We start from the raw sequence: 24293 nt of genomic DNA, 5'->3' as shown, positions 1-24293 counted from the left end.
CAAAAGGAGGAGCTTAGGCATGAAGAGAATGCTGTTTACTGTTGTAGGTGCTATTGGTTTGCTTGTTGGATGTATCGGCGATGACACAATTGTTGGGGGAGACAATGAAGAACAAGGTGAAGCGATCGAAAAAGTGGTCGGAACCGAAGTAATCAATCTTGGTTTCAGCGGGCCGTTATCTGGAGCCGCTGCATTCTATGGACAAAATGCAGCAAGTGGGTTGACGATGGCGATTAACGAAATTAATGAAGCTGGCGGATTTGAAGTAGATGGACAGATGTATTCGTTTAATTTAGTCACTCTAGATGACCAATATTTGCCTAATGAAACTGGAGCGAACGCACGAAGGCTTGTTCAAGAATATGATACCCCAATTGTTTATGTTCCTCATAGCGGAGGGATTTTCGCAACACAAGTATTTAATGAACAAGAGGATTTTATAATCGGTGCGTATTCGAGTGAACCTGATATTACTGCACAAGGAAATGAGTTGACGTTACGGATTCCACCAACGTACGACAAATATGTCGGACCATTTTCTAAATACCAACTCGAACGGTTCGGACCGAAATTATCGATGCTTCCGACCAATACGCAATATGGGCTTGATTGGGCGGAAGAACTTACCCCTGTTTGGGAAGGTCTCGGTGGAGAAGTTGTTTATGAAGGAACTGTCGATTACAGCAAAGATACAGACTTTTTTACATTAGTGACGAATGCGTTGCGCGATGATCCAGATGTCATGTTTGTAGGTGGAGCTTCTGAACCAACGTCTCAGGTGATGCAGCAAGCTCGTGAACTCGGGTTTGAAGGAGGGTTTCTCGTAATGGATCAGGCGAAGCTCGATGAGATGGAACTAGTGCTTGGTGATCAAGCAGACGTGATTGAGGGCTCTGTGGGTGTAACACCTTTAAGTGCAGACGTTCATGATGGCAATGAAGCTTTTGTTAACGATTATTTTGAGGAACATGACCGAAATCCTGGTTCAGAAGCGGGTTATCACTACTTATCTGTTTATATGTTAGCAGAAGCGATGAAAGCGGCCGGTACTGTTGATGACACGGCAGGCATTCGAGCGAATCTAAATGAGGGGTTAAATAATATACCAGAGGATAAGTTAATTTATCCTCTAACAGAAGTATCCGATGATGGTGGCCTTGGAACGGAACTGCGAATGGCAGTAGTGGAAGACGGAGAAATCAAAGTGGTGGAAATGAATGAATGAGAAGCATCCTGTTTTTGAGACAAAGCAAAGTCCTTTCTTCGAACTGCTAGGCTTTGAAAATCGAGTTGATGATCGAGGGAATGTTTATATTGAACTAGAAGTAAAAGAAGAACATTTAAATATACAAGGATCGTTGCATGGGGGTGTGCATGCAGCGATGATTGATAATATTTTGGGAACAACTTTGTTTCAAGCGACTGAAACCCCAAGCGTCACAACATCGCTCCATATTCACTACTTTGCTGCTTTTAAAGAAGGTAAATTAACTGCCAAAGCCAAGATTCAGAATCTCACGTATAAATCAGCAATGGTTGAAGCGAGCATTTATACGGAGGAAGGGACGGTCGTAGCAAAAGGGAGCGGGACTTTTAAATTAATGAGGAAGGCAGGGATGGACATATGAAAGAAGCTGTCATCGTATCAGCAGTTCGAACAGCGATTGCAAAAAAAGGAGGGGCTCTTTCAGGTCTTGACCACACAAGTTATGGGGGCGAAGTTATCAAGGAAGCGGTGCGTCGAGCAGAGATTGATGGCTTTGAAGTAGGAGATGTGATATTCGGCAACTGTTTAAGCGGGGGAGGGAATGCTGCACGTTTTTCGTTACTTGCAGCAGGTTTGCCAATCAGTGTTCCTGGGTTAACGATTGATCGGCAGTGTGGCTCAGGTATAAATAGTGTCGCCCTTGCTGCGGAACAGATTCAAAGTGGGCGGAGTACGGTTGTTATTGCCGGTGGGGCAGAGAGTATGTCATGCGCGCCACACCTACTTCGCCCGGCCACACGAGCGTTTGATCGGAGTCCGCCTCAATTTATGCAAGCACGATTAGTACCTGAGACGATAGGCAATCCACCAATGGGGATTACGGCAGAGAATCTAGCCGAAAAGTATCAGATCTCCAGACAAGAGCAAGATGAGTTTGCTGCGCGGAGCCAGAATAGAATGGCCCAAGCGATGAAGGATGGTGCTTTTGATAGCCAGATTGTACCTATTACAGTAAAAACAAAAAAAGGCAACCAATTATTTGAAAAAGATGAACATCCTCGTGCTGAAATTACACCAGAAATTCTCGGCAATTTGCCACCAGTATTTAAAGAAGGGGGTACAGTAACTGCGGGAAATTCATCTGGTGTGAATGACGGAGCATCGGCTCTTGTACTAATGGCAAAAGATGAAGCAGAACGCCGTGGACTTACTCCTTTAGCTCGTATTGTTGATTGGGCAGTAGCGGGGGTTGACCCAACAATTATGGGGATTGGACCTGTTCCAGCTGTAAAGCAGGTACTAAAACGGACTGGAGTCACACTTGAATTAATTGATTTAATTGAATGTAACGAGGCCTTTGCCGCGCAAACATTAGCTGTTGACCGCGAGCTTGGATTTGACCATGCCAAATTGAACGTTAATGGAGGAGCGATCGCACATGGGCATCCAATTGCAGCAACCGGGGCGATGCTCGTGACTAAGCTGTGTTATGAACTAGAGAGACAGGGAAAACGTAGAGGGCTTGTGACGGCTTGTATTGGTGGCGGTCAAGGGATTGCCTTACTGATTGAACGAACACATTCATAAAAGATAGGGGAGAAAAAAGATGGAACTGCGTTTAAATGAAGAGCAACGAATGGTGCAAGCAACAATTAGGAAATTTGTCGAAAAGGAGTTAATCCCGTTAGAAAATCAAGTATTACGAAATGAACTACAAGGAAAACCAAGCTTATCTGCCGAAAAGATAAAAGAGCTTCAGAGAAAAGCAAAAGATGCAGGGTTCTGGGGGATAAACACACCAACTGAATACGGTGGGGCTGATCTTGGTCAACTGATGATGGCCCTTGTCATGATTGAAGCATCTAAGACGTTTGTGCCGTTTCAATTTGGTGGTTCAGCCGATAACATCCTTTACCGTGGCAACGACGAACAAAAGAAACGCTATTTAGTGCCTACAATTAACGGTGACAAAAAATCGTGTTTTGCGATGACAGAACCAGGTGCTGGATCTGATACGCGCAATATTAAAATGACAGCGTTTAAAGACGGGGATGAATGGGTCTTAAATGGTGAAAAAACATTTATTACTGGCGGAAACGAAGCTGACTTTGTTATGGCGATTGCAATTACAGACAAAGAGATGTACACGAAAACAGGGCGAGAAGGGGTAACGTGTTTTATCGTTGATCGCGATATGGGATGGACTTCAGAATACATTCATACGATGGGTGAATGGGGACCTGCATCACTCTTTTTTGACAATGTTAGAGTCCCGGAAGAAAACATTCTAGGAACATTACATCAAGGCTATGATTTAGGACTTGAATGGATTGGGTTTGCTCGTTGGCAAGTTGGGGCAAGAGCGGTTGGTGGTTCAGAGCGTTTATTAAATATGGCAATTGACTATGCAAAAGAACGATACACTTTTGGAAAGCCAATTTCTGAACGCCAAGCTATCCAATGGCAGATTGCTGATTCAGCTGTTGAGCTTGAAGCGATGCGCTGGCTCGTCTTAAATGCAGCTTATACCCTTGATCAAGGCGAAGACAATCGTCATCTAGCCTCAATTGCGAAATTATTTGGAGCAACGAAAGCGAATGACATTATTGACCGTGTTTTGCAAATTCATGGGGGCATGGGTTATACGAGGGAATTACCAATTGAACGTTGGTATCGAGAAGCGCGTTTATGGCGCATTTATGACGGAACGGATGAAATTCAACGTCTCATTATTAGCCGCAATTTATTAAAAGGTCATGTGAAACTCGGACAATTTATGTAGGAGAAGGAGCGAATGAAACGATGGGTGTATTTACAGGAAGAAGCGTCTTTATTACAGGAGGAAGTCGTGGAATTGGGCGAGGAATTGCGAAACGATTGGCAGATGACGGTGCTAAAGTGGCCATTATTGATGTAAACGAAGAGGCGCTCCAAGAAGCGAAAGCCTATTTCTTGGAGAATAATCAAGAAATTTTGGCGATCGCAGCTGATGTAACGGATCGTACGCAGGTCGAAGTGGCGATGAAAGAAGCGCATGATGCATTTGGATCGATTGATGTGCTTGTGAACAATGCCGGTGTGATTCGCGATAATATGTTATTCAAAATGGATGATACCGATTGGGAAACGGTCATGAATGTTCATTTAAAAGGGGCGTTTGTCGCTTCACAAACAGCTCAAGGATATATGGTGAAACAAAAGTACGGACGCATTATTAATATTTCATCTACCTCCGCGCTGGGAAATCGAGGGCAAGCCAACTATGCGACAGCAAAAGCTGGTTTACAAGGATTTACAAAAACGCTTGCGATTGAATTGGGTAAATTCGGTATTACGGTGAATGCGGTCGCACCTGGCTTCATTGAAACCGATATGACAAAAGCAACAGCCGCCAGAATTGGCATTTCCTTTGAAGACCTTGTTGAAGGAAGCGTAGCATCAATCCCGGTTGCGAGAAGTGGAAAACCTGAAGACATTGCCAATGCAGTCGCTTTTTTTGCGGACGAACGTTCTTCATTTGTCAGTGGCCAAGTCATCTATGTTGCTGGAGGACCAAAAGCTTGATAAATGGAGGTAAGGCTAATGTTTAAACAGTTGATTGGAATAAAATCACAACCAACAAAAAACATCGTTGAGCGAGGAGCAGTAAAAGCTTTTGCTCAGTCTATAGGTGATGCTCATCCTCTTTACGTAGATGAAGCATACGGTGAAGCTTCTCTGTATGGGCAGAATATCGCACCTCCAACATTTCCACGTGTATTTGACTATGGAGAAATGTCTGAATTGAAGCTACCTGATAAAGGCTTGATTCATGGGGAACAGACGTATGAATATGTTCGACCGCTTCTCGTAGGTGAAACAGTCAGTTGTTATTCCGAGGTAGCTGATTATGTGGAGAAAAAGGGAAAAAGTGGAACGATGGGATTGCTGTCTGTTAAAAGTGTGGGGCTTGATGACAAAGGGAAGCAACTCTTTTCTTCTAAACAAGTCATTATTTTAACAGAAACAGTTAGGAGGGCGATGAAGGTATGACACTTGCTTTAATTGAGCACGGTGATGAATTAAAGTCGATTAAGCTTTCTCCTGTTACTAGACTTGACTTAATAAAATATGCAGGGGCATCAGGTGATTACAATCCAATCCATACGATTGATGAAGAAGCGACAAGAGCGGGGCTACCAGGGATTATCGCCCATGGTATGTGGACAATGGGCAATTTGACGAAATTATTTACCCCTTATCTGGAAGAAGGATTTGTCGCGACCTATCAAATTCGTTTCAGGGGAATGGTCTTTTTAGGGGATGTTGTCACGCTCCAAGCAAACGTACAAAGCCGTACAGATAAGGAGATAATCTTCGCGATTAAAGCTGTCAAGCAAACGGGTGAATCCGCGCTTGAAGGAGAAGCAACGTATATATTGTATCAATGAAGAACAAGCCACGATTATATAGTTAGTAATCGTGGCTTACTTATGAGTATCTGTCTCTTCAGAAGAGATATTATGCGCTATGTTTCATTTCAGCCTTTCTCGAAATAGAAGAACGGCGTCGCAGCCATATCATCGGGAGGAACCCAACAACAATGAGCAAGAAACCACAAAGAATGAAGACCGCTTGTATTCCTACCGCATGGATAAGCGCTGCTCCAAGTAAAGGGGCTAGAAAAACGGAAAAACTCGTTAGTGTTTGGAATATTCCAGCTACTGTACTTACATCGCATGGTTTGGGAATCGTTTGAATAACGAAATTGGAAACAACCATCGCAATCCCGGTTCCAATCCCACCTATAAACCCAAATAGAAGTGGTGAAAATAGAGGGAAATTGATTTGAAGCAGACCAATTCCACTAAATGAAATACCGATAAAAAGCAGAGCAAGGCTAAGCCATAAACCAATTCGCTTTAATTCATCAAGTCGATTGAGGATCATCATTACTGTGATTGCGCCGGCACCAATAGAAGAAATAATCCAGCCAACGATTTGTGGCTTTGCTGGAGCAAGCTCGCGAAATAGCACAGCGAATTGAGAGTCAACAAGTTGGATAATGGAAATACCAAGTAAAGATAAGCTTATGGTTAGTGCAAGGACTTGAGTCGTAAAGATAGATTGCCAACCATTACGCCACTGTTCAAAGAAAGAAGGCTGGTCCGAGTCAGTAGATTGGAAGTCTTCTTTTAAAGTTGTGTTATTCAGGCGAAACATTGATAGAAGCAAGCAAGCAGAGATAAAAAATGCAAATGCATTTATAAGCAGCAGAGATTGTGGATTCATAAATGTGAGTAGAGCACCACCAACAAGTGGGGCAAAGATTTTTGCCGCTTGGTTTATGCCCCCATTCCACGTTACTGCTTTTAATCGAAGTTTGTCAGGAACAAGTTGGCGAATCAAACTTTGTTGTGCGGGGAAATGTATGACGTTAACGATTCCTCGCAGTGTTAGGATAAGAAGTGCTGCAATCGGTGTTGAGGTGAAAAACAAACCTATTGTTAACAGAACTGTACATAAATCTGCGATGGCCATTAATTTGATTTTATTTGTTCGCTCAGCAATAACACCTGCAAATTGGCTAAAAAGTGCTTGAGGAGCTGCGTATGCAACAGGGATTAAGGCAATAAGGAATGGATCTGCATTCCAGATGTATCCAAATACAATCATAATGGCAACCATGTCAAACCATTGCCCAATAATTGAAATGCTATAGGAAGCAAAGAGCTTAGGAAAGCCTGGGACTTCCCATATGGAATGTGGCCTTTCTGTTTTTTGTGCGACCTGTTTCGATAAATGGTATAAACGCGCTTCTTCACGTAGCTGTTTGATTCGCTCTTTCGCATATTCGAGTTGACTATGACTCATAGAGTTTTCCTTTCTTAAAGAGAAAGTTCACCAATATTATGAAGTTCAAGAGTATCTTCTTGTGTTGATGTATTTACAATAAGCCCGTCATACGTTTGAACCAATGATTGAACAGCTGCTTTAACCATATTATTAGGAACATGAAGTTCCCCAATAATACTAATAACTGGCCGTTTAGCAATTAAATCGTCTATTACTTCAGGAAGAGTGAGTTTTTCATGGACGACAATCGTAGTACCTAGATCTAATGCATTGATGTCTTCTATTGACCACTTCTCGTTTTTAACGTATCGAATGGCTTCTGTGTATACAAAGACTTCCGTTTCAATTAGGTTAAGTGTCTCATACACAAGGTCTTCAATCTCTTCATGACAAATGATATACGAGGTAGAGTGGATTGATTGAAACGCAGAGCTAAATTGATCACGGTTAATTTCTTTCTCGAAAATAATTGGCTTATTTGTATACATACGCTGATTTTTAAATTTGCGTATAGAGCGCATGTTTAATTGTAAGCTAGTGCGATACGGCATAAAACCTGCTGGTATGACTTCAATTTTTCCATTGACAGTTGCTTTTGCAGAAAAGGTGGTTTCTTGTTCTTGATACAATAAAGCTTTACCATTCACATCTATTCGCTCAACTTTTGAATGAAATAATGCTGTGTCAAGATCTTGAGCAAGTGTGATCAGTCCATTTATAAGAATGGGAGCCTTATCGGTTATTGAATCTAAAAATTGATTCGTTAATTCAAAATTTCCGTTCTTTATGATAGGCTCAACGCCTTCGTAGGTGAGTGTAAGTCCACTGTTGCTTTTCACGATCGTCTGAACAGCACTCTTTAATTGAGTAGGAGTATAAATGACACCATTAACGATAAGTGAACATCCAGTTTCCTTTAATTCTGTTTCCGTTACATTTGGTGTGACAATAACAACACCATTTACAAGGAGGGGTGTTGACTCTTCAAGAAGTTTCAAATAATTGGAATCAATTGTAAGCACACCTGTTATTATTTTGGCATCACCTTCCAGGCTAATCGTTTGCCCGATATTACCAATTGATAGTTTTGAAAGTAGGGGAGCCGTCTGTTGATTGTATAAAACGAGACCGACATTCCCAATATAATCGTACTCCGCAATGCTTTCTGGTGTTGCTTTTAATAGATTTAACGTCCCAACATTTCCAATTCGTTGACCCATTTTTGCTCCTCCTTAAAATTGTTCCCGTAGTTTTTGAATCGCTTGTGCGAGTTGGTAACGGACGGTCGAAGCTGGTAGGTTTAGTTCAGCACCAATCTCATTACTTGAAAGACCAATCCAATACCGTTTAAAGACAATCTCTCTTTGTTTCGTAGGTAATGCTTGTAATAATTCAGTTGTTTCGAACGCTGAAAAGCCATATGCGATGAAGACAGGTTCATCCAAATCCGCTAATGCCGATTCGCGTTTTTGTTTTCTTCTTGTATCGATTAAGGCGTTTTTCATTACCCGATAAAACCAAGCTTTTTGCTTATGGTATGGCCAAGAAGAAAGTTCGTTTACATGTAGAGATTTTTCCCATGCATCTTGCATTAGATCAAAAGCTTCCTGCTCATGCCTAGCAATGGAACAGGCAAAGCGTAGTAAATCTTTGTTAAGATCGTTAAATGTTCTTTCCACACAAATCACCTGTTCCATTCATTTTTGCTTTGTTCATAGAGATAACGTTTCAAGAAGGGAAACTGTTGGAATAAAATCTCTTTTTTAATAAATAAACAATTTTTGTTGTTTTTAGCTTAATGAACCTAACGCAGAAAAGCTATTAAAACAACAACAAACCCTAGCATGGATATGCTAAGGTTTTTACTCTTATTAAACTTGTTCCACGGCAGTAGCATGGATAATTGCTACTTCGTATTTGTCTTGTTTGTTCTTTTCACTAAATAGCTTCCAATTGGGAGAGAGCATTGGCTGAAATACGTGTAATTGATTTTCAGTTAATGTTAAGTTGTCAAAACGGGTTTCTGACATATGATAATCAACGCCGTCTTCGAATCCAAACTTTAATCCAAGCAAGCGTTTAATGCCGAAATTTGATACAAACTTGATCGTGTAGCCCGTTTCGATCGCTTCTAAAAGTATTTTAGGTGCTTTTTTTGCTGTTTGAATGAGGTCGGAGTAATTAAACGTTTGATCATATGCATTCAAAGCATCGGCGTTTTCGTTTTGAATATGCTGGATTAAGGTTTGCTGTGACATGCCTTTTGCAAGCAATGTTTCAACCATAAAAGCGTCCCATTGTGAAAGTGCTGGTCGTGTCATCTAATCTCTCCTTTTAGTCTTCTGATAATGTGATGTCATTTACATAATAAAGTTCATCGAGACGAGGTGTATAATCGAGTCGATCATTAACGCCGTAGCGTCCTTGAAGTTGGAACAAGTATACCGCACCACGTTCTTCAGCAAGAATTTGTTGGACTTCTTGATATTGAGCTTCTCGCTCTTCTTCATCCATATTGTACGCTGCGTCTTCAAGTAATGCGTCTATTTCAGGGTTTGTATATGGAGCCACACCATCTTCTAAAAAGAATTCTAAGACGCTCGCGTCAAACATATCGTTTCCCCAACCAACAAAAATGCTTTCTGCTAACTCACCGCTAAATAATTGGTTGGCAAATCGACTTTGTTCGATGAGTTCAATGTTCGCTGTTATCCCTACATCTGCTAACATACCACCAACAACTTCAGCCATTTCCGTGTAGTAATTATTTACGGATAAATCAACTGAAACTCCATCTTCATAACCGGCATCTGCAAGAATTTCTTTTGCTTGCTCTGGATTGTATTCATACGTGTCATACAATGATTCATCTGCTCCAAAGTTACCAGGTGTGATATGAGTTCGAGTGGCAGTCGCACTCCCATTTAAAATTTCATCAATGATTACTTGATTGTCAATTGCAAGGTCAATTGCTTCCCTTACAGCAGGGTCGGAAGTAGTGGTTCCATCCTCGTTGGACATCCACAATTGAATGACACGTTGAATCGGTTCTAATGCGACATGTGTCCCGTCATTATTGTCAATGCGCTCCATATCGGCGGTTGGAATGTTAAAGGCAATATCAATCCCTTCTGTTAGCAACTCTGACACACGCGTTGAATCTTCAGGTACAACACTGAAACGAACATTTTCCCAGTTCGGAGCACCTTCAAAATAATTATCATACTTAACTAGGTTAACTGCTTCATCTTGTTGCCAGCTCTCATATTGAAATGGACCTGTCCCAATCGGTGACTGAAAAAATGATTCTGCACCAACTTCTTCAAAGTGGTCTTGTGGCAAAATACTAGCAGCTGGGGTTGACAAACGACTTATTAATTGTGGATCAGGTTCATTTGTTGTAATACGCACAGTATGCTCGTCTACGACTTCGACTGATTCAATCTGACTAAATGTGGAATGTTGCTGTAAAGAAGAATCACCGGCAACTCGTTCTAATGAAAATTTAACATCGGATGCCGTGAACGGGTCGCCATTATGGAAAGTCACATCATCGCGTAACTGGAATTCTACAGTCGTGTCATCAATCTCTTCCCATTTTACAGCCAAATCAGGGACAATATCTCCTGTCTCATCTCGTTGAACCAACTTACTATATACATTAACTAACACTGCAGATGTTGTAATAACACTATTGTTGTGCGGATCAAATGTGGTGATATCTGCTGGGTTAGCAATCGTTAATTGTTCATAATCATTCGTTGAACCGCCCGTTTCTGAATCGCTTGTATCTGGATCATTAAAGCCACAAGCAGATAATGTTAATGCCGCAATCAAAGTACTTGTTGAAAGAATTTTTTTCATGGTAGTAAACCTCCAGTTGAATTGTCTTTCCGATCCCGCGGGTGTGCGGGAGGGACAGCATGTAGCAAAGATTTTGTATAGGTGTGTGTTGGGTTGTTGAAAATCTCAGTTGTTGTTCCAATTTCAACGATCTGTCCCTGTTTCATAATAGCTACTCGGTCGCTTATATGTTTTACAACTGGCAAACCGTGAGCGATAAAAAGATAGGACAAACCGTGTATGTTCTGCAAATGTTTAAGCAAGTTTAATATTTGTGCTTGAATCGAAACATCCAAAGCAGAGACAGCTTCATCGCAAATAATCAGATCAGGTTTTAAAGCAATAGCTCTGGCAATACTAAGTCGTTGACGTTGTCCGCCACTGAATTCGTGTGGATAACGATTAAGGTGTTGCGAATCAAGACCAACTTCTTTTAATAAGATAAGAGCCTCTTTATCGCGGTCTTTTTTATTTAAGTTTCGATGAATCGTAAGAGGCTCTGTTACAATCTCTTTTGCTTTCATCCTTGGATTAAGTGATGCATAGGGATCTTGAAAGATTGCTTGCATTTTACTTTTGCTTTCTTTTTGCATTGTTTTTGATTGTTTAGCTATATCAGTACCAAGAAAATGAATTGTGCCCTCTGTTGGTGACAACAATTGCAAGATCATTTTAGCGATTGTTGATTTGCCAGAACCTGATTCTCCAACAATTCCAAGTGTTTCTCCTTCATAGATCTGAAAACTAACGTTATCAACCGCTTTAAGTATTTGCTTACTTTTCTTTTCTAATGAGAAGCTTTTACTCAAATTATTTACTTCGAGGAGTGGTTGTTTTTTAGTCATTGACCTTTCTCCTCTCCTGGATGAATACAACGTGCATAATGGGCATCCATTTTCTCATCTAACAAGGGCATTTCTATTGTGCAAGCTTTGGTTGCTCTAGGGCAACGAGGATGAAAGGAACATCCATTAGGAAGACGTGCTAGGTTAGGTGCATTTCCAGAAATCGCTGTCAGCGAGTTAGAATTGGTTTCTAATGTCGGCATGGCTTTCATTAAACCAATCGTATAAGGGTGTTGCGGCTGATTAAACAGGTCAAAAACAGTTGCTTCTTCCACAATTCTACCGGCATACATAACAAGAACACGATCTGCAATGCCTGCAACAACGCTTAAGTCATGCGTGATGAACACAACCCCTGTTCCATTTTGTTGATTTAATTTTTTAATGAGGGAAAGGATTTGCGCTTGAGTGGTTACGTCGAGCGCAGTTGTTGGTTCGTCTGCAATTAATAACTTTGGATCACAAGCAAGTGCAATTGCTATCATAACTCGTTGACGCATTCCTCCAGATAATTGATGTGGGAACCGTGATGCCGTTTCTTTTGGATTAGGAATATCCACTTGTTCTAAAAGAGAAATCGTTTTCTGATTCACTTGATCCTTTTTCCAAGTAGGGTTATGAATTTTTATTACTTCAGCAATTTGTGAACGAATACGCAACATTGGATTTAATGATGACATGGGTTCTTGGAAAATCATTGATATCTCATTGCCACGCAAAGCTCTTTTTTGCTTTCCGTTTAAAGTAAGTAAATCTTTATTTCCATAATAGATAGAACCACTTGTAATAGCATTCTTCTTTAATAGTCCCATAATGGATAACGAAGTAACGCTTTTTCCACTACCCGATTCCCCGACAATAGCGACGATCTCTCCAGGAGATACATCAAAGGAAAGGTCATTGACAACAGTTGTTTTCTGTTTATTTGCTTGAAAAGCAGTTGACAAGTGACGAACAGAAAGCAAGGGGTTATGATTCATCCTCATCATCTCCTTTTTTTAAGCGAGGATCTAAAAAGTCACGAAGCCAGTCACCTAAAAAAGTAATGGATAAGACTGTGACAGTAATTGCAATACCTGGGAACGTAGCAATCCACCAGCTTGTTGCAATGTAATTACGTCCATCATTAAGCATACTTCCCCACGTAATATCTGGTGGCTGAACACCAAAACCAAGAAAGCTTAACGAGGATTCGGTTAATATGGCAGTACCCACACCAATTGTAGCGATGACAGTAAAGGAAGAGAGGACATTGGGCAAGATATGTTTACGAATGATGTAGAAATGGCTTGCTCCAAGTGTTTGTGCTGATTGCACATATTCCCGTTCTTTTACACTAAGCACGTCTCCACGGACAACTCGTGTGTATTGTACCCAACTAGTTAATCCAATAACTAAAATTAAAGTTACGATGTTTGCTTCAAGAACGACCATTGCTACAAGAACAAGAAGGAGTGTTGGAATCGCCAGCATTGCATCCACAATTCGCATAGTAACTGCATCAAACCACCCACCAAAATAGCCAGAGGCAAGTCCAAGAGCTAGCCCAATCACGCCAGAAATGAATACGGAGATGATGCCGACAAGTAAGGACACGCGAGCACCGTAAATAAGTCTACTTAGAACATCTCTCCCAAGGTGGTCTGTCCCGAGCCAGTGCATACTTGAACCATTCTCCAGCCACGAGGGAGGAATAAGACGTTGTGTTGCATCGATTTGGAATGGATCATGTGGAACAATCCATGGTGCAAAAAGGGCGAGTAACGCTATAACCGCTACAGTTACTAGGCCAGTCAATCCTAGAGGCGATACATTCGGCAGAAGGCGGTTGCGAATCGTTTGGTTTGATTTCTTAATAACATCCATAAAAGTCGCTCCTAGTTATATTTGATCCGCGGGTCTAACACACGATAAAGAAGATCGGTTAATAAGTTCACCGTAATGGTTATGAGAGCAATAACAAAGACGATTGCTTGCACGACTGCCATATCGCTATTTTCCATTGCTGTTAACAACAATCGTCCAATACCTGGCCAAGAAAACACGGTTTCTACGACAATCGCACCACCAATTAACTGGGGAAACTGTAGTCCGATAATGGTAACAACGGGAATAAGAGCATTTAAAAATACATGCTTTCCAATTACAATATACTCTTTTTGTCCTTTACTTCGAGCAGTTTGTACATATTCTTGTTCGATGACTTCAAGGACACTTGCTCGAGTAAGGCGAGTCATCTCTGCAGCTAAGGCAATGCCTAATGTAAAAGCAGGTAGGACAAAGTGCAGGGGGGAAGCGGCCCCAGAAACAGGGAAAATCGGTATAACTACAGCAAAAAAGAGAATAAGCATAATGCCAATCCAAAAGTTTGGCATTGCTTTACCGACAATGGACACACCAGAGATCAGAAAATCTAAAAAGGTATTACGCTTGAGTGCTGCAAAGATACCGAGTGGGATTGAAATAACAACTGCAATAACCATAGCGACAAGTGACAGTGTTAATGTTGCTGCAAGTCTGCTCATGACAAGGTCACTTGCTGGTTGTTGATATTGTAAAGACATGCCAAAATCGCCACGCATTAAATCTGTTAAAAAATTTATATATTGGACCAAAAAAGGGTCATTTAATCCGAGAGAATCACGCAGCATTTCCCGATCAGCAGCTGTTGCGTTTTCTGGTAGCATCATTGATGCAGGGTCGCCAGCTACATAAACAAGACAAAAAATGATAAAGGATAATATCAACAAGCTCGGTATGACTTGTAAGAATACTTTTTTAAGGATGCCCATTACAGTCACCTCCCTTTCTTACGTATTAGCTTTTAAATGGCCTTGTAACCCAAAGAATTCAAATTCGACGAGTTCCGCAGCAAACTGTTCTGGACCCTTTTCATAGAAGGGAGGGGTAGCGCTAAACAACCATCGCTCTAACATGCCAAATATGAGGCTAACAAGCATTGCGGCTCGATCTTTGCTTATATAATAAGTAGGCAACATATGTAATTCTTGAGCTCTTGCAATGTTTTTTTCAAAAGCTTTTTCAATAGAAACAAACGTTTTTTCAATATGGGTAAGAATGTTCTTATCTGTATCTTGTCCTGTTTTAAATAACAATTGCATGTATTCTGAGTTTCTTTTTGCGAAAGCAAACAAGTTGGTCATTAACAGAGTTGAAGAAGCAATCATATCTTCTAAATGTCCTACTTTCTCACGATAGCCAGAATGTATGACTTTAAGTAATTGTTTTTCGCCTTCTTTTAAAATACAGAGGACAATGTCTTCTTTATTTTTAAAATGCCAATAGAAGGTACCTTGCGCGACACCTGTTTTTTTGACGATGTCAGATATCTTTGTTTTGTGATACCCTTTCTCGGCAAATAAAGGTAAAGCGGCATCCATAAGATGACGTCGATTTTCAGAAATAGTCATAATAACTCCTTTACAATGTTGGTGATTGACTCGTCAGTCGGTTATCCAATAATCCTAATATATTTACTCGGGTTTAGTAAGTCAAGCTTTTTGTTTCTATAAATGATTGTTTATTTAATATAAACGAACAAAAGGAGAATACAGACTTGCTATCGTATTAAGACAAAAAAGGGGGGAAGTCATGGAAAGGTATGATGCAATTATAATTGGAGCTGGACTTGCGGGACTAGTTGCAACGATAGAAATAGCAGAAGCTGGTAAACGTGTTTTGCTGCTTGACCAGGAACCCGAGGCGTCATTAGGTGGACAAGCTTGGTGGTCGTTTGGTGGTTTGTTTCTAATCGACTCACCAGAACAAAGACGGCTAGGAGTCCGTGATTCAGAAGAGCTGGCATGGCAGGATTGGGTTGGCTCTGCTGGTTTTGACCGCTTAGAGGGAGCGGATGGAGAAGATCGTTTTGGGTATGAGTGGGCAAAAGCTTATGTTCATTTCGCTGCAAGTGAAAAAAGGCAATGGCTTAGAAGTTTAGGAATTCGTTTCTTTCCAGTGGTAGGTTGGGCAGAAAGAGGCGGCTCTCTCGCACATGGCCATGGAAATTCGGTTCCTCGGTTTCATATTGTGTGGGGAACTGGACCGGCTATACTTGCACCCTTTATAAAAATGATGAGATCTTATCAAGAATCTGGTAAGGTTATTTATCGCCCTCGGCATCGGGTTGATCATCTCATCATGAGTGATAATCATGTGACTGGGGTAGAAGGGCTCGTTCTTGCAGAAAGTTCAGCTGTTCGAGGTGAAGCCAGCAACCGAGATGAACAGGAGCCGTTTCAATACAATGCAGATCATGTTTTGATAGCGAGCGGAGGAATTGGCGCTAACCTCGAATTGATTCAAAAGAATTGGCCGGTTCGTCTTGGACCACCACCGAAACATTTGATATCAGGCGTCCCCGCCCATGTGGATGGTAGAATGCTGGGGATTGCTGAAGCATCCGGGGCTAGGCTAGTGAATCGTGATCGGATGTGGCATTATACGGAAGGAATCCAAAACTGGAATCCTGTCTGGAAAAATCACGGAATTCGTATATTACCTGGGCCATCTTCAATATGGTTAAATGCAAAAGGAGAGCGCTTTCATGCTCCGAATATGCCGGGTTTTGATACGTTATCAACATTAAAGGCGATCCAGAAAACTGGTTATAGTCATTCGTGGTTTATTCTTACGCAAAAAATGATTGAGAAGGAGTTTGCTTTATCCGGCTCAGAACAAAACCCTGATCTAACAGGAAAAAGTTTAAAACAACTGGCTAAGCGTTTATTACCAGGCGCACCTGCACCAGTGCAAGCGTTTATTAATCATGGGAAGGACTTTTTAATTGCGCATTCCCTATCCAGTCTAGTTCATAAAATGAATGCAATGGGTGAAGGACCTTGGCTTGATGAGACAGCCATTCGTCAGCAAATTATGGCGCGTGACAATGAACTTGATAATCGTTTTGCTAAAGACCAGCAAATTACCGCTATACACGGGGCAAGACGTTATATTGGAGACAGGTTTGTGCGAGTGGCTAAACCACATAAGTTACTTGATCCTAAAAATGGTCCCCTCATTGCAGTTAAATTACATCTTGTTAGTCGAAAAACATTGGGCGGGTTGCAAACTGATTTATCGGCGCGTGTGTTAAACCATGTTGGACAGCCAATAACGGGGTTGTATGCGGCAGGGGAAGCATCTGGATTTGGTGGAGGCGGTGTCCATGGTTACCGTGCCCTCGAAGGGACCTTTTTAGGAGGTTGTTTATTTAGTGGGAGAATTGCTGGTAAAGCAATTGCTTGCGAGTGAGGGATGGAGTTAATCTTTGTTCCTCTTCTAAAGCCAATGTGCTAAAATTCAGGCATAGTGATTAAGGAGTGGAGACCATGCAGGGTAAAGAGCCAAAGATTCATACATTGGCTGTCGGGATGCCAAAGGAGTTGCAGTATGGCGAAGGTAAGACGTTGACAACTGGTATTCATAAAAAGGAAACGAAAGAAGTCTACTTAGCATTCGAGGGATTTGAAAGAGATGATGTAGCAGACAAGAAAAACCACGGTGGAGTGGACCGTGCTGTTTGCTTATACCCAATTGAACATTATCAAAAATGGGAGTTAGAATTAGGCAAAGTGTTGCCAGTAGCTGCTTTTGGAGAAAATCTTACGGTTGAAAATATGCACGAAGCGGATGTATGTATAGGCGATATTTATAAAGTTGGTGATGCAGTTATTCAAATTACACAAGGGAGAGTTCCATGTAGTACGATCGACAAGCATGTCAACGCAAACACTTTACTAAAGCGTGTAATTGAGACAGGTTTCACTGGTTATTTGGGCCGTGTTTTAAAAGAAGGAATTGTCCGATCTAATTCACCCATTCAGTTGCTGCAAAAACATCCAGCTGCTATTTCTATTCTATTTTGCAATGAGACGTACTTCAACAATGTAGACCCAGTAGCGATGGAGAAGATACAATCTGTCGATGAGCTTGCACTCGACTGGAAACAAAAATTAACCAAGCGAATTCGTAGATTGACTAACTAACACACATAACATTAAAGAAAGAAGGGTTTTAAATGCCGCAAATTTTTATTTCAGGTGAGATCCCGGAAGTTGGTTATCATCAGCTACAAAAGTATACATTTCAAGTACATACAGGTGAATCTTTAATCACGGAAGATGAACTGAAAGAAGGTGTTGCCCAAGCCGAGGCACTATTATGTCCTTTGTCTACTAAGGTGACTGCAAGTGTCCTGGAAGCAGCTCCGAATTTGAAAATTATCGCGAACTTTGGTGCCGGTTATGACAATATCGATGTAGCGGCCGCGACAGCGAAAGGCATAGTTGTAACAAACACGCCAAACGTCTCAACGGAGGCAACTGCTGAACTAGCCTTAGGACTAATGATCGCATTAATGAGAAGAATTCCTGAAGGAGATACATTATGCCGTACAACTGGATTTAACGGTTGGGCACCTTTGTTCTTCTTAGGAAGAGAGCTAGCAGGAAAGAAACTGGGAATTGTTGGGTTTGGAAAGATTGGTCAAGCAGTTGCTAAACGAGCAAGTGCTTTTGGCATGGAGATTCTCTACTCTGGAAGAGAGCGAAAACAAGAAGAGGAAGCGAAATATGGAGCGACTTATGTGTCATTTGCAGATTTAGCTGAAACCGCTGATGTGATCTCGATCCACACAGCCTATAACAAAGAGACGCATCACCTCTTTCAAAAAGAAACGTTTGAAACAATGAAAAGATCGGCTTTCTTACTTAACTTGGCAAGAGGGCCAGTTGTTGATGAAGCGGCGCTTGCGTCTGCTCTTCAAGAAAAGCAATTAGCAGGTGCGGCATTGGATGTATTTGAATTTGAGCCTGTAATTAATGATGTTTTAAAAGAAATGGATAATGTCGTTCTCACACCTCATATTGGCAATGCGACCGTTGAAACACGGGAAGCGATGGCGAGGTTGTCTGTGGAAAATATTTGCCGCATATTAGAAGATGGTAAGGCGATAACACCTGTAAATTAAAACGACCTAAATAAATGGTGACGCTATCATTTCAAGTTGAAAATCGATTAGGAATTTTAATAATACTAATTAGGAATATCAATATATGATTTGATCCCCGGATGTGTATGCATATACACCGGGGCTTTTCAGCATTTTCACCCTTAATTAAGCGAGAATCCATTATTGACAGTCAATTCAAACACGAGTAGAATTTCATTAAAACATATCAAAATACAAGGGATTAAAAAGACGGAATTTCCTTAAAAATGAAAGGGGCAGCTTATGGCATACGTTTATCAAGAGATGGAACGTGTTGATTATGACAAATTAAATGCAACGTTAAAAAATCGTGACAGCTTAGATGTTTTGCGCTGGGCAAGGGATACATTTGATAAAAAGCTTGTCTATGCATGCAGCTTTGGTGCAGAGGCGATGGTGTTGCTCGATTTGTTATCTAAGGTCCAAAAAGAAGCAAATATCCTCTTTCTTGATACAGATTTCCATTTTTCAGAAACGTATGAGTTGATTGAACGTGTTCAAGAGCGCTATCCTCAATTCCAAATCAATTTGGCGAAGCCAGCTCTTACACCAAGTGAGCAGGCAAATCAGTTTGGTGAGCAGCTTTGGCTAAAAAATCCAGACCAATGTTGTCAAATACGTAAGCTTGATGTGTTGGAACGGGAGCTTGGAAATTATGATGCGTGGTTATCGGGGCTTAGACGTGAGCAATCGCCAACTCGGGCAAATACAGAGTTTGTCAATCAAGACAAACGTTTTAAAAAAGTGAAGATCTGCCCACTTATCCATTGGACTGAAGAAGAGATTTGGATGTACATTCAACTTCATAAGTTGCCATACAATGAATTGCACGATCAACATTACCCGAGCATTGGATGTACGCATTGTACCAATCCGATTTTGCCGGGAGAAGATGCGAGAAGCGGTCGCTGGTCAGGTACAGGAAAAATAGAATGCGGCCTTCATGCGCCGACGGAAGGAGAAAACAAATGACATTAATTAAAGAATCGGGATTAGTGAATCAATACAATTCCACATACCCAATGGCTAGCTTAAAAGAAGCAATCGAATTAGATGCCTTTGCGCTATCTGATTTAGAGCTTATTGGAATTGGAGGGTTCTCTCCGCTTACAGGTTTCTTAAATAAGGAAGACTATGAATCTGTTGTGAAGTCAATGCGCCTTGCCAACGGATTACCATGGAGCATTCCTATTACGCTGCCCGTTTCATTTGAACAGGCAGCGCGGTTAGAGGCTGGTATGGAAGCGAAATTGGTTTTTGAAGAAGATGTGTACGGGATTATTAAAATCGAATCAATTTATGAACCTGACAAAGGGTTGGAAGCAGTTGAGGTGTATCGAACGAATGACTCACAACATCCGGGTGTAGCTAAGATGTATTCACGTCCACCAGTATATGTTGGAGGAGAAATTATTCTAACTAAACGAGTAAAGCATGATCGATTTCAATCTTATTACATAGACCCAGCTGAAACACAAGCGATTTTTAAACAGCGTGGCTGGGAAACTGTAGTTGGTTTTCAAACGCGCAATCCTGTTCATAGAGCGCATGAGTACATTCAAAAGGCAGCTTTAGAAACAGTTGATGGGCTTTTCTTAAATCCATTAGTAGGGGAAACAAAAGAGGGAGACATCCCAGCTGATGTTCGGATGGAGAGCTATGAAGTATTACTTCAAAACTATTATCCGAGAAACCGTGTCCATTTATCCGTTTTTCCTGCAGCAATGAGGTATGCAGGGCCTAGAGAAGCGATTTTTCACGCGCTTGTCCGTAAAAATTACGGATGTACCCACTTTATTGTTGGGCGTGATCATGCTGGAGTCGGCAGTTATTACGGAACCTATGATGCACAAGAGATATTTAAAGAATTCCAGAACGGGGAACTTGGAATCAAACCTTTATTTTTTGAACATAGCTTTTATTGCAAAACTTGCGGCAATATGGCTTCACAAAAAACATGTCCACATGATGTAGATCATCACGTCATTCTCTCTGGAACGAAAGTACGTGAGATGTTAAAAAACGGAGAAATGCCGCCACAAGAGTTTAGTCGTAAAGAAGTGGTAGAAGTACTTATGCGGGGAGAATAACGGTAAAGAGGAGGAGAAAAATGGCGGAAAACATCGTATGGCATGACGCTAGTGTATCTAAAGGGGAACGCCAAGCACGTAACAAACATAAGAGCTGCGTGCTTTGGTTTACTGGTTTGTCAGGTTCAGGGAAATCAACGCTAGCAAATGCGCTAGATCGGAAATTGTTTAATGAAGGCCTGTCTACATACGTATTAGATGGGGATAATGTTCGTCATGGTTTAAACAATGATTTAGGTTTCACTGACGAAGATCGACAAGAGAACATTCGTCGTATTGGCGAAGTTGCTAAATTATTTGTTGATGCAGGTTCGATCGTATCAACGGCATTTATATCTCCATTTCAATCAGATCGTGATACGGTCCGTTCGCTATTAGGTGATGAAGAATTTGTAGAGATTTACGTGGAGTGCGAATTGGAAGAGTGCGAACGACGTGATGTGAAAGGCTTATATAAAAAAGCGAGAAATGGAGAAATTCCTCATTTCACAGGAATTAGTTCACCCTATGAAGCGCCTGAAGGTCCTGAATTGGTTGTGAATACGGGCGTGCTATCAGTGGAAGAGGCAGTTGAAGCGATTGTCGTTTACTTAAGACAAAAGCAATTGATCGATTGATGTAGAGGTGGTGAAGGACGATGTCAGGGACGGTCTATTTAGTTGGAGCGGGTCCAGGGGATAGAGGGCTCATGAGTGCAAAAGGGCTTAAGCTTCTTCGTGAAGCAGATGTCGTCTTATATGACCGACTCGTTAACCCTTTGTTACTAGAAGACACGAAGCGATCGGCAGAACTTCAGTATGTTGGAAAGTTACCAGATCGGCATGTACTTAGACAAGAAGTCATTCATGATGAGCTTGTTCGTCATGCAGTACAAGGGAAAAAAGTGGTGCGTTTAAAGGGCGGAGATCCAAGTGTATTTGGTCGTGTTGGCGAAGAAGCGTCATTTCTTGAGGAATACGGAGTAGCATATGAAATTATACCAGGAATAACTGCAGGAATTGCCGCACCAGCTTATGCAGGGGTCCCTGTTACGCATCGGATGCTTGGTACAAGTTTTGCTGTGGCAACAGGTCATAGTCAAGGTCCAAATGGTCTTAAATTGGATTGGCAAGCACTGGCACATATTGATACTGTTGCTTTTTATATGGGCGTAAAAAATTTACCGACCATCGCAGAAAATTTAATAAAACATGGACGTTCAAAAAGTGAGCCGGTCTTACTCATTCAGTGGGGGGCGACGAATAAACAACGAACGCTGCGGGCGGAACTAGGGACAATTGCTAGCAAAGCAACTGAAGCAGGGTTTACAAATCCGGCTATTACACTTGTCGGTCAGGTAGCATTACTTTATAAAGGGAAAAGTTGGTTTGAGAAACGCCCGTTATTTGGACGATCTCCAATTGTATTGAATGATGAACATTCCAATTCGTTAATCAATGCGCTTCAGGAAGACGGTGCTGAACCGTTTTTATATCCGCGGTTTGTGAATGAAGAAACCGAGGTTCCAGAAATAAACTTGCTAGAAGTGGATGAGTTTGCTTTTTATGAATCTGCTGATGTGGATGTTTTTTTCAGATGGCTTCAAAAAAAGACAGTGGATATTCGGAATATCAAAGCCGCTTTATGCGCCAAAACGAAATCAGCAGAAAATGCACTTCGAAAAAGAGGAATTCGCTCTAATGAAAAAGCGTTAACCGGTCTGCGAATTTGGTTAGGTCCTGAAGGGAAACCAATGGAACTAGATTATCAGTTTGTTCCAACTAGAATTCTTAAAAGGAAGCAGTCATCAGAGGTGGTATTTGACCGTGTAAAAGAAGAAGAAAGTATTACTGAAATGATTTTACCAACAGCAGAGGCGGTGGCTTTTCTAGTAGAAGCATCACAAAAAGATAAACGGCTAAAACAACTGCCTGTTCTCTGTTTAGATGAAGAAGCATTCTCTCTTGCAAAAAGCCTAGGCTATGACACTAGAATGGCAAAAGATGTTTTTGAAGACAGGTTGGGGATATGGATGAAAGACTGGTTGAACAGGTGGGTGGAAACTAGTGAATGCAATTTTGTACGTGGGACATGGCAGCCGAATTGATAAAGGAAACAAGCAATTTCTAGCTTTTATTAACAATGTGAAGCAAGAATTTGACGTGTTTCAAACCGAAGCATTTATTGAGCTTACATCTCCTTCGATTCAAGAGGGAGTAGACGAATGTGTACGAAAAGGAGCAAATCAAATTGCTGTTGTGCCAGTGCTTCTACTTACGGCCTATCATGCCAATATTGATATTCCCCAAGAATTAATATCAGCCAAAGCTCGTTACCCTAAAATCAAATTCACATATGGTAAGCCATTTGGTATTGAAAAAGATGTAATTGATATTGCGGAAAAGCGGCTTTTGGATGTGGGACTTAAAAAGATGGTCGAGGATAGACAGCGAGAGCCAGATACAACTGTACTTGTTGTTGGACGTGGCTCAAGTGATGGAAATCAACCAAGTGATGTTGCAAAAATTGCTCGGTTGATATATGAACGAGTGGCTTGTGATAATGTTGAGATCGCATTTTTAGCGGCCACAACTCCTACGGTAGAAGAAGGATTACAAAAGTGTGAAAAGCTCGAAGCAAAGCGTGTTTATGTATTGCCTTATCTTCTTTTTACTGGTGTACTGATGGAAGAATTAACAGAAATGCTTGCCAAACGAAATAGTGAGACAAATACAAGATACATTCTTTCAGATTTTCTTGGCTTTGACCATGGGTTAAATGGAGTTCTGGTTCGTCGCACAAAAGAAGCGCTGCAAGCTAAGGAGTTTTCAAGGTGAGCGCACTACCCTTTATGGTAAATGTCGAAAAGATGAGTATTGTAGTTGTCGGTGGTGGTTCTGTTGCACTCAAACGAACAAAAGCCCTTGTCCTTGCCGGTGGTTTTGTTCATGTGATTGCACCTACTATCTTACCGGAATTTTTTCTACTTAAATGTAAAGGTTTGATAAGTGTGGAAAAGCGTGCTGTTGGATTTAATGAATGTTTTACATCAGAGCTTGTGTTTCTCTGCTCAAATAATAAAGCACTCCACGATCAGATTTACAAACAAAAAGCGCCTAGGCAACATGTCTATTTAAGCAATAAGGCCCAAAAAGGTGATTTTTATGTACCGGCAAAAATCGAAAAAGGATTATTAACGGTTAGTGTATCTACTGCTGGGGCAAGTCCCTCTTATACAAAAAGACTCAAAAATCAGATTGATGAAATGCTTCCTGAATACGCAGCAGAAGAACTCATTTTTTTGCAACAGGCGAGAAGACGAATTCTGCATATACCTGTAAACAAACTAAAAAAACTAGCTCTATTAAAAGAATTAGCGAGTCCTACTATCTTACAAAAAGAAAATCGACAAGAGTGGTTTGAAAAAAGATGTGAGGAACTAGAGAGAGAATAGAAAAATATATAGATGGCGAGAGGTGGAT

The 24293-nt window shown here is 41.2% G+C and carries 26 protein-coding genes; 16 read left to right on the top strand and 10 right to left on the bottom strand.

Translation table 11 applies throughout. The annotated features are described in order from the left end of the window. Positions 1 to 19: 19 nt before the first annotated feature. From BK584_RS10270 to BK584_RS10240, 7 genes are read left to right on the top strand one after another with little or no spacing between them, the layout of a single operon-like run. Positions 20 to 1225 carry an ABC transporter substrate-binding protein gene (locus BK584_RS10270; protein ID WP_078392512.1) on the top strand — a complete coding sequence of 402 codons (1206 nt, stop codon included), beginning with the start codon at positions 20 to 22 and terminating at the stop codon, positions 1223 to 1225. Then, on the top strand, positions 1218 to 1628 hold the full coding sequence (locus BK584_RS10265; protein ID WP_078392511.1) for a PaaI family thioesterase: 411 nt from the start codon (positions 1218 to 1220) through the stop codon (positions 1626 to 1628). Before BK584_RS10270 ends, BK584_RS10265 begins: the two co-directional genes overlap by 8 nt. After that, positions 1625 to 2794: a thiolase family protein gene (locus BK584_RS10260; RefSeq protein WP_078392510.1), complete on the top strand. Its 1170-nt coding sequence runs from the start codon at positions 1625 to 1627 to the stop codon at positions 2792 to 2794. Before BK584_RS10265 ends, BK584_RS10260 begins: the two co-directional genes overlap by 4 nt. Before the next feature lie 19 nt (positions 2795 to 2813). After that, a complete protein-coding gene (locus tag BK584_RS10255) occupies positions 2814 to 3989 on the top strand; it encodes an acyl-CoA dehydrogenase family protein (protein WP_078392509.1) in 1176 nt (391 codons plus the stop codon). Between the two features lie 20 nt (positions 3990 to 4009). After that, positions 4010 to 4771, top strand: coding sequence for a 3-oxoacyl-ACP reductase FabG (fabG, locus tag BK584_RS10250; protein WP_078392508.1), 762 nt, complete (start codon positions 4010 to 4012; stop codon positions 4769 to 4771). 18 nt (positions 4772 to 4789) lie between these two features. Continuing rightward, positions 4790 to 5239, top strand: a complete 450-nt coding sequence (locus BK584_RS10245) for a MaoC family dehydratase N-terminal domain-containing protein (RefSeq protein WP_078392507.1) — start codon at positions 4790 to 4792, stop codon at positions 5237 to 5239. After that, the gene (locus tag BK584_RS10240; RefSeq protein ID WP_078392506.1) at positions 5236 to 5637 is read left to right on the top strand and encodes a MaoC/PaaZ C-terminal domain-containing protein; all 402 of its coding nucleotides are present in this window, start codon (positions 5236 to 5238) and stop codon (positions 5635 to 5637) included. Before BK584_RS10245 ends, BK584_RS10240 begins: the two co-directional genes overlap by 4 nt. 70 nt (positions 5638 to 5707) lie before the next feature. Here BK584_RS10240 and BK584_RS10235 read toward each other — a convergent pair whose 3' ends face one another. From BK584_RS10235 to BK584_RS10190, 10 genes are all read right to left on the bottom strand, one after another. Continuing rightward, positions 5708 to 7060, bottom strand: a complete 1353-nt coding sequence (locus BK584_RS10235; protein WP_078392505.1) for an MFS transporter — start codon at positions 7058 to 7060, stop codon at positions 5708 to 5710. 14 nt (positions 7061 to 7074) lie between these two features. Continuing rightward, positions 7075 to 8262, bottom strand: coding sequence for a hypothetical protein (locus BK584_RS10230; RefSeq protein WP_078392504.1), 1188 nt, complete (start codon positions 8260 to 8262; stop codon positions 7075 to 7077). 12 nt (positions 8263 to 8274) lie between these two features. Further along, complete coding sequence (locus BK584_RS10225) at positions 8275 to 8721, bottom strand: RNA polymerase sigma factor (RefSeq protein ID WP_245808833.1); 447 nt, start codon at positions 8719 to 8721, stop codon at positions 8275 to 8277. 192 nt (positions 8722 to 8913) lie between these two features. After that, a complete protein-coding gene (locus BK584_RS10220) occupies positions 8914 to 9363 on the bottom strand; it encodes a hypothetical protein (RefSeq protein WP_078392502.1) in 450 nt (149 codons plus the stop codon). 13 nt (positions 9364 to 9376) lie between these two features. Then, a complete protein-coding gene (locus BK584_RS10215; protein WP_078392501.1) occupies positions 9377 to 10906 on the bottom strand; it encodes an ABC transporter substrate-binding protein in 1530 nt (509 codons plus the stop codon). After that, positions 10903 to 11730, bottom strand: coding sequence for an ABC transporter ATP-binding protein (locus tag BK584_RS10210; RefSeq protein ID WP_078392500.1), 828 nt, complete (start codon positions 11728 to 11730; stop codon positions 10903 to 10905). Before BK584_RS10210 ends, BK584_RS10215 begins: the two co-directional genes overlap by 4 nt. Continuing rightward, the gene (locus BK584_RS10205) at positions 11727 to 12710 is read right to left on the bottom strand and encodes an ABC transporter ATP-binding protein (protein WP_078392499.1); all 984 of its coding nucleotides are present in this window, start codon (positions 12708 to 12710) and stop codon (positions 11727 to 11729) included. The genes BK584_RS10210 and BK584_RS10205 overlap by 4 nt, the downstream gene beginning before the upstream one ends. Next, positions 12700 to 13596 (bottom strand): ABC transporter permease, encoded by an 897-nt coding sequence (locus BK584_RS10200; protein ID WP_078392498.1) that lies wholly within the window; start codon positions 13594 to 13596, stop codon positions 12700 to 12702. The genes BK584_RS10205 and BK584_RS10200 overlap by 11 nt, the downstream gene beginning before the upstream one ends. 11 nt (positions 13597 to 13607) lie before the next feature. Next, positions 13608 to 14522: an ABC transporter permease gene (locus BK584_RS10195; protein WP_078392497.1), complete on the bottom strand. Its 915-nt coding sequence runs from the start codon at positions 14520 to 14522 to the stop codon at positions 13608 to 13610. Positions 14523 to 14540: 18 nt separating this feature from the next. Further along, complete coding sequence (locus BK584_RS10190) at positions 14541 to 15161, bottom strand: TetR/AcrR family transcriptional regulator (protein ID WP_245808832.1); 621 nt, start codon at positions 15159 to 15161, stop codon at positions 14541 to 14543. 181 nt (positions 15162 to 15342) lie between these two features. Here BK584_RS10190 and BK584_RS10185 point away from each other — a divergent pair, with 181 nt between their 5' ends. The 9 genes from BK584_RS10185 (at position 15343) to BK584_RS10145 (ending at position 24265) form a co-directional block, all read left to right on the top strand. After that, positions 15343 to 17004, top strand: coding sequence for an FAD-binding dehydrogenase (locus BK584_RS10185; protein ID WP_078392496.1), 1662 nt, complete (start codon positions 15343 to 15345; stop codon positions 17002 to 17004). Between the two features lie 77 nt (positions 17005 to 17081). After that, positions 17082 to 17738, top strand: a complete 657-nt coding sequence (locus tag BK584_RS10180) for an MOSC domain-containing protein (RefSeq protein WP_078392495.1) — start codon at positions 17082 to 17084, stop codon at positions 17736 to 17738. Positions 17739 to 17770: 32 nt separating this feature from the next. After that, a complete protein-coding gene (locus BK584_RS10175; RefSeq protein WP_078392494.1) occupies positions 17771 to 18721 on the top strand; it encodes a 2-hydroxyacid dehydrogenase family protein in 951 nt (316 codons plus the stop codon). A gap of 264 nt (positions 18722 to 18985) precedes the next feature. Beyond that, on the top strand, positions 18986 to 19714 hold the full coding sequence (locus tag BK584_RS10170; protein WP_078392493.1) for a phosphoadenylyl-sulfate reductase: 729 nt from the start codon (positions 18986 to 18988) through the stop codon (positions 19712 to 19714). Further along, positions 19711 to 20832 (top strand): sulfate adenylyltransferase, encoded by a 1122-nt coding sequence (gene sat / locus BK584_RS10165; protein WP_078392492.1) that lies wholly within the window; start codon positions 19711 to 19713, stop codon positions 20830 to 20832. Before BK584_RS10170 ends, sat begins: the two co-directional genes overlap by 4 nt. A 20-nt stretch (positions 20833 to 20852) precedes the next feature. Beyond that, a complete protein-coding gene (gene cysC, locus BK584_RS10160; protein WP_078392491.1) occupies positions 20853 to 21449 on the top strand; it encodes an adenylyl-sulfate kinase in 597 nt (198 codons plus the stop codon). A 20-nt stretch (positions 21450 to 21469) separates the two neighbouring features. Then, on the top strand, positions 21470 to 22918 hold the full coding sequence (gene cobA, locus BK584_RS10155; protein ID WP_078392490.1) for a uroporphyrinogen-III C-methyltransferase: 1449 nt from the start codon (positions 21470 to 21472) through the stop codon (positions 22916 to 22918). Continuing rightward, a complete protein-coding gene (locus BK584_RS10150; protein ID WP_078392489.1) occupies positions 22878 to 23648 on the top strand; it encodes a sirohydrochlorin chelatase in 771 nt (256 codons plus the stop codon). Before cobA ends, BK584_RS10150 begins: the two co-directional genes overlap by 41 nt. Then, complete coding sequence (locus BK584_RS10145) at positions 23645 to 24265, top strand: precorrin-2 dehydrogenase/sirohydrochlorin ferrochelatase family protein (protein WP_078392488.1); 621 nt, start codon at positions 23645 to 23647, stop codon at positions 24263 to 24265. The genes BK584_RS10150 and BK584_RS10145 overlap by 4 nt, the downstream gene beginning before the upstream one ends. The last annotated feature ends 28 nt before the right edge of the window (positions 24266 to 24293 follow it).

It is taken from the genome of Shouchella patagoniensis, assembly GCF_002019705.1.
Classification (GTDB): Bacteria; Bacillota; Bacilli; order Bacillales; family Bacillaceae_D; genus Shouchella; species Shouchella patagoniensis.
The sequence above is the reverse complement of the archived record's forward strand: the minus strand, read 5'-3'. Positions and strand labels throughout refer to the sequence as shown.

What these genes read in the sequence shown, in the direction of transcription:
- cysC (WP_078392491.1), top strand. Translation starts at nt 20,853, where the DNA reads ATGGCGGAAAACATCGTATGGCATGACGCTAGTGTATCTAAAGGGGAA.
- BK584_RS10185 (WP_078392496.1), top strand. Translation starts at nt 15,343, where the DNA reads ATGGAAAGGTATGATGCAATTATAATTGGAGCTGGACTTGCGGGACTA.
- BK584_RS10240 (WP_078392506.1), top strand. Translation starts at nt 5,236, where the DNA reads ATGACACTTGCTTTAATTGAGCACGGTGATGAATTAAAGTCGATTAAG.
- BK584_RS10255 (WP_078392509.1), top strand. Translation starts at nt 2,814, where the DNA reads ATGGAACTGCGTTTAAATGAAGAGCAACGAATGGTGCAAGCAACAATT.
- BK584_RS10220 (WP_078392502.1), bottom strand. Translation starts at nt 9,363, where the DNA reads ATGACACGACCAGCACTTTCACAATGGGACGCTTTTATGGTTGAAACA.
- BK584_RS10235 (WP_078392505.1), bottom strand. Translation starts at nt 7,060, where the DNA reads ATGAGTCATAGTCAACTCGAATATGCGAAAGAGCGAATCAAACAGCTA.
- BK584_RS10190 (WP_245808832.1), bottom strand. Translation starts at nt 15,161, where the DNA reads ATGACTATTTCTGAAAATCGACGTCATCTTATGGATGCCGCTTTACCT.
- BK584_RS10215 (WP_078392501.1), bottom strand. Translation starts at nt 10,906, where the DNA reads ATGAAAAAAATTCTTTCAACAAGTACTTTGATTGCGGCATTAACATTA.
- BK584_RS10205 (WP_078392499.1), bottom strand. Translation starts at nt 12,710, where the DNA reads ATGAATCATAACCCCTTGCTTTCTGTTCGTCACTTGTCAACTGCTTTT.
- BK584_RS10200 (WP_078392498.1), bottom strand. Translation starts at nt 13,596, where the DNA reads ATGGATGTTATTAAGAAATCAAACCAAACGATTCGCAACCGCCTTCTG.
- BK584_RS10270 (WP_078392512.1), top strand. Translation starts at nt 20, where the DNA reads ATGAAGAGAATGCTGTTTACTGTTGTAGGTGCTATTGGTTTGCTTGTT.
- BK584_RS10210 (WP_078392500.1), bottom strand. Translation starts at nt 11,730, where the DNA reads ATGACTAAAAAACAACCACTCCTCGAAGTAAATAATTTGAGTAAAAGC.
- BK584_RS10180 (WP_078392495.1), top strand. Translation starts at nt 17,082, where the DNA reads ATGCAGGGTAAAGAGCCAAAGATTCATACATTGGCTGTCGGGATGCCA.
- BK584_RS10245 (WP_078392507.1), top strand. Translation starts at nt 4,790, where the DNA reads ATGTTTAAACAGTTGATTGGAATAAAATCACAACCAACAAAAAACATC.
- BK584_RS10170 (WP_078392493.1), top strand. Translation starts at nt 18,986, where the DNA reads ATGGCATACGTTTATCAAGAGATGGAACGTGTTGATTATGACAAATTA.
- sat (WP_078392492.1), top strand. Translation starts at nt 19,711, where the DNA reads ATGACATTAATTAAAGAATCGGGATTAGTGAATCAATACAATTCCACA.
- BK584_RS10230 (WP_078392504.1), bottom strand. Translation starts at nt 8,262, where the DNA reads ATGGGTCAACGAATTGGAAATGTTGGGACGTTAAATCTATTAAAAGCA.
- BK584_RS10195 (WP_078392497.1), bottom strand. Translation starts at nt 14,522, where the DNA reads ATGGGCATCCTTAAAAAAGTATTCTTACAAGTCATACCGAGCTTGTTG.
- fabG (WP_078392508.1), top strand. Translation starts at nt 4,010, where the DNA reads ATGGGTGTATTTACAGGAAGAAGCGTCTTTATTACAGGAGGAAGTCGT.
- cobA (WP_078392490.1), top strand. Translation starts at nt 21,470, where the DNA reads ATGTCAGGGACGGTCTATTTAGTTGGAGCGGGTCCAGGGGATAGAGGG.
- BK584_RS10260 (WP_078392510.1), top strand. Translation starts at nt 1,625, where the DNA reads ATGAAAGAAGCTGTCATCGTATCAGCAGTTCGAACAGCGATTGCAAAA.
- BK584_RS10265 (WP_078392511.1), top strand. Translation starts at nt 1,218, where the DNA reads ATGAATGAGAAGCATCCTGTTTTTGAGACAAAGCAAAGTCCTTTCTTC.
- BK584_RS10175 (WP_078392494.1), top strand. Translation starts at nt 17,771, where the DNA reads ATGCCGCAAATTTTTATTTCAGGTGAGATCCCGGAAGTTGGTTATCAT.